The organism is Mesorhizobium sp. M8A.F.Ca.ET.207.01.1.1, from assembly GCF_004794715.1.
Taxonomy (GTDB): Bacteria; Pseudomonadota; Alphaproteobacteria; order Rhizobiales; family Rhizobiaceae; genus Mesorhizobium.
Map to the genome: position 1 here is coordinate 762353 of NZ_SRUS01000002.1, position 7275 is coordinate 769627.

Here is a 7275-nt window from a genome sequence, read left to right on the forward strand (position 1 = left end):
AGAAGGCTGTCAGGAGGTGTCGGTGGGTTCCGCCTTATCTCAAGCGCCGCTTCCGTTCGACGCGACCCGGGTCGCCGATCCCTTCAGGCGATCCACCACGACGAGGCGTGTAACCCTGCCCTTCTTGAAGGCGGCGAGGAAGCGGGCATAGTCCCGGAAGACGACGCAGCCATTGGATTCGGCGCGGCCGCCGCGCAGCATGTAGGTATGCGCGAGGAGGCCGTTGCGGTTGTATTTGTTGCCGCCGCTCGTCGGTGTCAGGCGGATCGCCTCGACGCCGTGGAAGCGGGATTCGCGCAGCGACAGATTGTAGGTGTCGGGCGGCGTCGGACCACGGTCCTTCACGTGGACATAGCGCGGCTGGTCAACCATGGCGCCGAGGCCGGAATGCGCTTCGAGCCGCTGGCCGTCCGGCATGTAGACGGTCTTGGCGCTGATGTCATAGACGGCCACGCCATGGCCGGCGCCGCTTCCGGCGCTGGGTCCGTTGAACAGGTTCCTGAACGCCTGGCCGAGGCCGCCCGCAGGGGTATCCGGCTTGGCATAGGCCAGCACGTCGCCGTTTTCGCCGGAGCGGCCCTGGCGGGCAGGCTGCCTGGCCACCTCGACCGGCTTTGCCTGAGGTGCAGGCTTCTGTGGCAGTTCCTTGGGCTGCGGAGCCGGCTTGTCCTGTTCCACGACCGTGGGCCGCGGCGCCTCATATTGCGGGCGGCGGGTCGGCAGCGGCACGCCGTCGGTAAGAGCATCCGGCAGCGAGGCCGCGTCGCCTGGCTGTTCCTGCTGGGTCTCCACCGGCGCAACCGCGACATCGGGTGAGGATTCTGTCATCGGCAGCGGCGAGGCGAAGGCTTCGTCCTCGACCGGCATCGACTCGACGAGGGCAAGCGCCAGCTGCTCGTTGTCGGGCGTTTCCGACTGGGCAAAGCCCGTCGGCGCCGGCGCGGTCTGCACGACGGAACCCGTATCGGCGCGGGCGAAGCGTTCCGCCGCCGGAGCCGGCATGTCGTTGGACAGGCTGGCCATGACCTGGACGGATGGCACGAGAGACGCCTCGGTGACTTGCTGGGCGGCGGTGGAAATAAGGGGATGGGTGCTGGCTGGGGCCGCCGGCTTTCCCGCACCGGCGAAGGCGGCGGCAAGCTTTGTCGGCGACAGCGACGCTTCCATCAGCTCGAAGCGTTGCTGCGATTTCGACTTCGCCGGCGTTGGTTTGACCTGTGCCACCAGGCGCGCGGATTTCTCCGCCTTGGAGGTTACCGCGGCCAGCTTGAAGCAGCTGGCGCCGCACTGTACGGCATGGTCGTGCAGCGCCTGCGCGCCGCCATGGGCATTGGCCATCACGAACGGCGCCGAAGAGCTGAGGAAATGCTGTTTCAGCGGATCGGCGAGAGCGAGAACGCCCGGCATGGACAGCGTCTGCGGCAGGCCTGCCGACGTCGCCGAGAGCGAGGCGCCGACGGAGCTGAGGCCGGCCATGGTGCCGATCAGCCATAGGCCGACGGCAACGCCGACGCCTGGCACAGCGACCCAGGGGACAACCCGTTCAGGGGTGAAGGATGAGGCACGTGACGCTTCGACAGCGGTCTCGCCGCCCCAACGCCTGTCCCCGACAATTTTACGACTCAAGAACGCCATGCAACCAATCTTGCTCCAATCGGCTCCCACGTCCGCGGCTGTGATAGCCGCGACGACCATTCTGTGAGTGATCCCAGGTGGTCCCCGACGCGTTTGCCGCGCCTGTCGTTAGTTGCCGATTGCTTCAAAATATGGACAAAGTTGGTTAACCAATCCCTCTCAAAACCAATCGAGAGACGTGGACTTTGTGCCGAAAAAGGCTCGTCCACGACCATGCACGCGGTATTGCAGCCCTTCCAAGGCTGTTTTGCTGCCTGTTTTTGCCTGTCGAGTCAAGCAAAACAGCCCTCGCTAATCCTTGCAAAAACACGATCGAGCGCTTCCCGCGGCAATGAGGCGCGCCGACAGGCATCGGCCGCGCCGCCGCGAACGCCACCGGGTGCCCGCGACTACTGTTGCCGTCCTGCCACAATTTTTCGGCCTGGCGGATCGACTTCCGGCGGCCGATTGACTCGTTTTGGGAGGCGGTGCAATCCGGTCAAGTGCTTGGTTTCAAGGTGGCAAAGGTCACCTTTGGAGGCTTTTCCATGAAGCGTCGGGACTTCTTGGCGCTGTCGGCGGGAGCCGCGGCGTTTTCCATTCTTCCGGCCGCCGTCAAGGCTGCCGTGCCGGTTCCCTATGACCGCAATGCGGAGGTGCCGTTCAAGGATAAGAAGTCCTTCATCGACTGGATGGTGGCCAATCGCGGCGAGGATCCGAAGTTGCTGGCTGAGCGATTCGATCGCTTCCAGATCATGGTCTACAACAAGGACGTGCTGGACGATCGCAACAAGCGCGCCTTCCTGCTGACGCCGCGCGAGGAGTTCGTGCTGCCGCAGAACCTCGGCCGCGCCTATGATCACGCCTTCCTCGATATCGGTTACGGCGTCACGATTTCAGGCCCGCACCTGGTCGGGCGCATGACGACGGCCATCGACGTGCAGTTCGGCGAAGCCGTGCTCGAGATCGGCACCGGCTCGGGCTACCAGTCGGCCTATCTGGCCAACCTCACCGACAAGGTGCACACGATCGAGATCATCAATCCGCTGGCGCAGCGCACCCGCCGTATCTATGACGGGCTGATCGAGCGCGGCTACAGCGAATTCGGCGCGGTCACCAGCCGCAATGCCGATGGCTATTATGGCTGGGAGAGCGTCGGTCCGTTCGACAAGATCATCGTCACCTGCGGCATCGACCATATTCCGCCATCGCTGCTGCAGCAGCTCAAGCCCAATGGCGTGATGGTCATTCCCGTCGGTCCGCCGGGCGCCCAGCATGTGCTCAAGGTGATCAAGCAGCAGCTTGCCGACGGCACGTTCAACATCGTCCGCTCGGACATCTACAACGGCAAGGTGGTGCCTTTCGTGCCCTTCACCAAGCTGGAAGGCGACCAGATCGTCGGCACGCATAACGGCTGAGTCGCCGCGCGGCGGCACCGGCCTTGCTGAATTCGCATCGAGGGGCCTGAATGGCAGCCGTCGCATCGATCTCTCGACCAGGCATCGCCTCGCTGGAGGCGCCACGGCTTGCGCATTACCTCGCGGTCGGGCTGATCGCCGGCGCCATCATCGCCCTGCAGGTCGCCGTCATGCGGGTGTTTGCCGTGGGCAGCTGGTCGCATTTCGGCTCGCTGGTGGTCAGCCTCGCCATGCTTGGTTTCTCCTTGTCCAGTGTCGTCATCTTCGCCGGCAAGGGTTGGTTCGATCGCCACTGGCAAGGCGCCGCAACGGTGGCCCTGTTGCTGATCGGCCCGCTCGCCGTCGGCTCCAACCTCATCGCCCAGACGGTGCCGTTCAATGCCATCTTCCTGGTGTCGGATCCCCAGCAGAAATGGCGGCTGCTCGCCAATTTCCTGCTCTACCTCCTGCCGTTCCTGGCCGGCGCCTTCTTCCTCGGCATCGTCTTCCTGAAAAGCCGCACCGCCTTCGGCCGCGTCTATTTCGCCGACCTGACCGGCTCGGGGCTTGCCGGCCTCGTCGTGCTGGTGTCGCTGTATCTGTTCGCGCCTGAAACCATCATCGTCGTGCCGCTGCTTTTGTGGGCCGCCGGTTCGCTGCTGTGGTTCGCCGCGTTCGGCGCCTGGAAGAGCGTTGTCGCGGGCCTGGTGGTCGCGGCGCTGTCGATATCAGGCTACCTCATGCTGCCCGGGCTTACAGGCATACCCGACATCACCGTCTCGCAATACAAGGGTGTCGCCTATGCCCGCAACTTCCCGGACGGCAAGCGCATCTACCGCAGCGTCTCGCCGTTCGGCGATTTGCAGGTCTATGCCAGCTCCTACATGCATTTCGCGCCGGGCCTGAGCGACAACGCCGCCTTCGGCATGCCCGAGGTTCCGGCCAACACCTATGTCGGCATGTATCGCGACGGCGACGGGCCGGAAGGCATCATGCGCAACCTGGCGCCGGCCGAGCAGGTCTATTTCCGCTATCTGCCGATGCACTATCCCTATGTCATCAAGGAGAAACCCAAGACATTCGTTGTGCAGTTCGGCGGCGGCATTTCCACACAGGCCGCGCTCAATGCCGGTTCGACCTCGGTGACCGTCGCCGAGAGCAACCCGATGACGTTGCGGGCCTTCCGCGATCCGATCCTCAGGGATGTCACCGGCAATATACTGGCGGAACCGCGGCTCAAGGTGATCGACTATGACGGGCGCCTGTTCCTCGCCAACACGGCCGAGCGCTACGACGTCATCGACCTCAGCCTGGCCGACAGCGTCGGCCTGTCCAATCCCGGCGGCTTCGCCATTTCGGAGAAATACGCCTACACGCGTGAGGCGATGCTGAGCTACATGCACGCGCTTGCCGATGGCGGCGTGCTGTCGATCACCTTGTGGAACAAGGAAGAGCCGCCGAAATCGGTGCTCAAGCTATATTCGACCGTCGCCGAAGCGGCAGAGATTTTCGACCGCCAAGGTGCCGCCAACGATGTCTTCGCCGTGTCGAGCTATCTCTCCACCACGACGGTGCTGTTCAAGCGTGGCGGCTTCACGGAAACCGAAATAAAGACGCTGCGCGACTACACCAAATCGATGTCCTGGGAGGAAGTCTATTATCCAGGAATGGTTTATGACGGCTCGGGGGCGCAGAAGGTACTCGATGATTACCGCGCGTCGATCTTCGGCAGCGGACAGGACGCGACGCTCACCCAACCCGCCGACCCGACCACGCCTGCAAATCCTGACTGCGATCCGACCGCACCCGCCGATCCGACGCTCGATGCCTGCGCGGATGCCGATGCCGGTCCGCAGGTGTTGCCGGCGACGGAACTGCAGCGCATGAGCTGGCACGCACTTCTGACCGGCGGCTGGGAAAAGCTCGCGAGCGACTATGTCTTCGACGCGCGTGCGCTGAGCAACGATCAACCTTATTTCGCGGCCTATGTGAAGGTCGCCGACCTGCCGCGCACGCTCGACCGGCTCGACCTGTTCCAGGACGATTGGGGCTATCTGCTGATCTGGGCGACGCTCGGCATTGCCTGCATCACGGCGGCGTCGCTGGTGTTGTTGCCGGTGCTCTTCGGCTGGCGCATCGTGTTCTCGCGCTCGCGCGGGAAGCTCGGCACCATCCTCTATTTCGCCTGCCTCGGCCTCGGCTACATCATGGTCGAGGTCGGGCTGATCAGCCGCTTCACCGTGGCGCTGGCCAATCCGACCGTTTCGGCCTCGGTGCTGATCTCCTCGATGCTGGTGTTTTCCGGTCTCGGCAGCCTGTTCGCCGAACGCATCTTCGACCGTGCCAGGACGCTGCTGCCGGCGGTGCTGCTGGCCATCTGCGCGCTGCTGCTGATTTACGGCTTCTATCTGTCGCCGGTGCTCGACTGGATCGGCGCCTATCCCTATGCGGTGCGGTTGCAGCTCTGCTTCCTCTTGGTGTCGCCGCCGGCCTTCCTGATGGGCATGCCGATGGCCACCGCCATGACCTGGCTGGCGCGGCTCGGCAAGGAGCATCTGTTCGTCTGGGCCTGGGGCATCAATGGCTGCTTCTCGGTGATCGGCTCGGCCGCGGTGCCGATCGTCGCCACCAGCTTCGGCCTCAGCGCCGTGCTGCAATGGGCTGGGATCGCCTATCTCGTCGCCATTCCGGCCTTCTTCGCGGTGCTGTTGCCATCAAGGGCGCCGGCTCTCCGGGTGGTGCCCGCTTGATGCCGGACCGGCGCGCCATCGTCGCCGGACTGCTGGCCACGGCGGTATTCCCGGCCGCAAGCCAGGGCGCGCGCTCGCACAAGGCGATCTCAACCATCGTGCCGTTCAAGGCGTCGCCGTTTCCGTACCGGGGCAAGCTGCCCGACGGCTCCGCGCCGTTTCTCGACGTCGATGCGAACGGCCGCCACGGCCACACCTCGCCGCGTGGGGGAATCTACTGGGAAGACAAGACCTATTCGGACCGCTCGACGCTGCTCGCGATTCCCAAAGGTTTCGATGCCGCCAAGCCTGCTGTCATCGTCGTGTTCTTCCACGGCAACGGCGCAACCTTGCAGCGAGACGTGGTCGGGCGCCAGCGCGTGGTCGCGCAGGTCGAGGCTTCAGGCCTCAACGCCGTGCTAGTGGCGCCGCAATTTGCCCGCGACGCGCAGGATTCCAGCGCCGGCAATTTCTGGACGCCGGGCTATTTTTCCGGGTTCATGGCCGAGGCGGCGCAAGGCCTGGCCAGGCTGACCGGCGCCAAGGCGGCAAAATTCGAGGCCATGCCGGTGGTGCTGGTCGCCTATAGCGGCGGCTACAATCCGGCCGCATCCGTGCTTGGGAATGGTGACATTGGCGGCCGCCTGCTCGGCGTCATCCTGCTCGACGCCGTGTTCGACGAGGCCGACGTCTTCGCCGACTGGATCGCGCATCACAGGAAGAGTTTCTTCGTCAGCGCTTATGGCAAATCCTCGGCCTCGGGCAATGCCGAGATCAGGCAAGCGCTGGCAGGCAGGGGCATCAATGCAAGCGCCGATCCGCCGCGGCGGCTGGAAGCCGGCACCGTCGTTCTGCTCGCCTCGGACGCCGCCCACGACAGCTTCGTCACCAAGGCATTTGTCAACAATCCGCTGCAATGGCTGCTGGCCCGGCTGCAGGGGTTTTCGTGATAGGATCTGTCTACATCAGGCCGGCTGAATTCCATCAGCCCTTGCCACTTGAAACCTGGCACTTGAAAGGTTTGGTTTTTGAAGCTTAGTGCCCGGCCATGCTTCTGACCGCTATCGTCATTGCCCAGATACTGGATCCGCTCAGGATCGTGCTGATCGCGATCGCCTATTTCCTCAGCCTCAGGGTCAAGCAGCCAAGCGTGGGCTGGCTTGGGCTGGTGGCGGCAATTGTCATCATCGCCATCTTCTATCCCTTCGTAATTCTTGGTCAGTCCGGCGATATCGCCTGGATGAGCGGCGCGGTCGGCGTGATATCGAACGCGCTGATAGCGGCGGTCGTGGCCGGGCTCCTGCGTCTCCAACGCCGTTTCTTCTGATCGTCAGTGCGGTTAGAGGCGCTTAGTCCTCAGGGAACTGGCGAACCTCACTGGCCCTGGGTTCCTCGCCCCCGCAAAGCGGGGGAGAGCGACTATCTGGGGTGTCAAGTTGCATTTGCGAATTCGCTTCTCGCGTCGCGTGCTTTTGCGTTGAGGATGACGAGAAGTTTTCTGGCGAGTGCGATGCGGATGAGCATTTTGGGCTTTC

General features: G+C 63.9%; 5 protein-coding genes and 1 pseudogene. 4 read left to right on the forward strand and 2 right to left on the reverse strand.

The annotated features are described in order from the left end of the window. Nucleotides 1–39 precede the first annotated feature (39 nt). Nucleotides 40–1635: a DUF2778 domain-containing protein gene (locus EN850_RS08580; protein WP_136090988.1), complete on the reverse strand. Its 1596-nt coding sequence runs from the start codon at nucleotides 1633–1635 to the stop codon at nucleotides 40–42. 527 nt (nucleotides 1636–2162) lie between these two features. Between EN850_RS08580 and EN850_RS08585 the strand changes: the two genes are divergently transcribed. From EN850_RS08585 to EN850_RS08600, 4 genes are all read left to right on the forward strand, one after another. Then, complete coding sequence (locus EN850_RS08585; protein ID WP_135867468.1) at nucleotides 2163–3032, forward strand: protein-L-isoaspartate O-methyltransferase; 870 nt, start codon at nucleotides 2163–2165, stop codon at nucleotides 3030–3032. Nucleotides 3033–3082: 50 nt separating this feature from the next. Then, complete coding sequence (locus EN850_RS08590) at nucleotides 3083–5761, forward strand: hypothetical protein (RefSeq protein ID WP_136090989.1); 2679 nt, start codon at nucleotides 3083–3085, stop codon at nucleotides 5759–5761. Further along, complete coding sequence (locus tag EN850_RS08595) at nucleotides 5761–6690, forward strand: hypothetical protein (RefSeq protein WP_136090990.1); 930 nt, start codon at nucleotides 5761–5763, stop codon at nucleotides 6688–6690. Before EN850_RS08590 ends, EN850_RS08595 begins: the two co-directional genes overlap by 1 nt. 98 nt (nucleotides 6691–6788) lie before the next feature. After that, a complete protein-coding gene (locus EN850_RS08600) occupies nucleotides 6789–7067 on the forward strand; it encodes a hypothetical protein (RefSeq protein ID WP_135881188.1) in 279 nt (92 codons plus the stop codon). A gap of 104 nt (nucleotides 7068–7171) precedes the next feature. Here EN850_RS08600 and EN850_RS37835 read toward each other — a convergent pair. Then, nucleotides 7172–7275, reverse strand: a pseudogene (locus EN850_RS37835) (IS110 family transposase); the annotation flags it as partial.

Coding starts and splice junctions, on each gene's coding strand:
- EN850_RS08580 (WP_136090988.1), bottom strand. CDS start 1,635: ATGGCGTTCTTGAGTCGTAAAATTGTCGGGGACAGGCGTTGGGGCGGC.
- EN850_RS08585 (WP_135867468.1), top strand. CDS start 2,163: ATGAAGCGTCGGGACTTCTTGGCGCTGTCGGCGGGAGCCGCGGCGTTT.
- EN850_RS08590 (WP_136090989.1), top strand. CDS start 3,083: ATGGCAGCCGTCGCATCGATCTCTCGACCAGGCATCGCCTCGCTGGAG.
- EN850_RS08595 (WP_136090990.1), top strand. CDS start 5,761: ATGCCGGACCGGCGCGCCATCGTCGCCGGACTGCTGGCCACGGCGGTA.
- EN850_RS08600 (WP_135881188.1), top strand. CDS start 6,789: ATGCTTCTGACCGCTATCGTCATTGCCCAGATACTGGATCCGCTCAGG.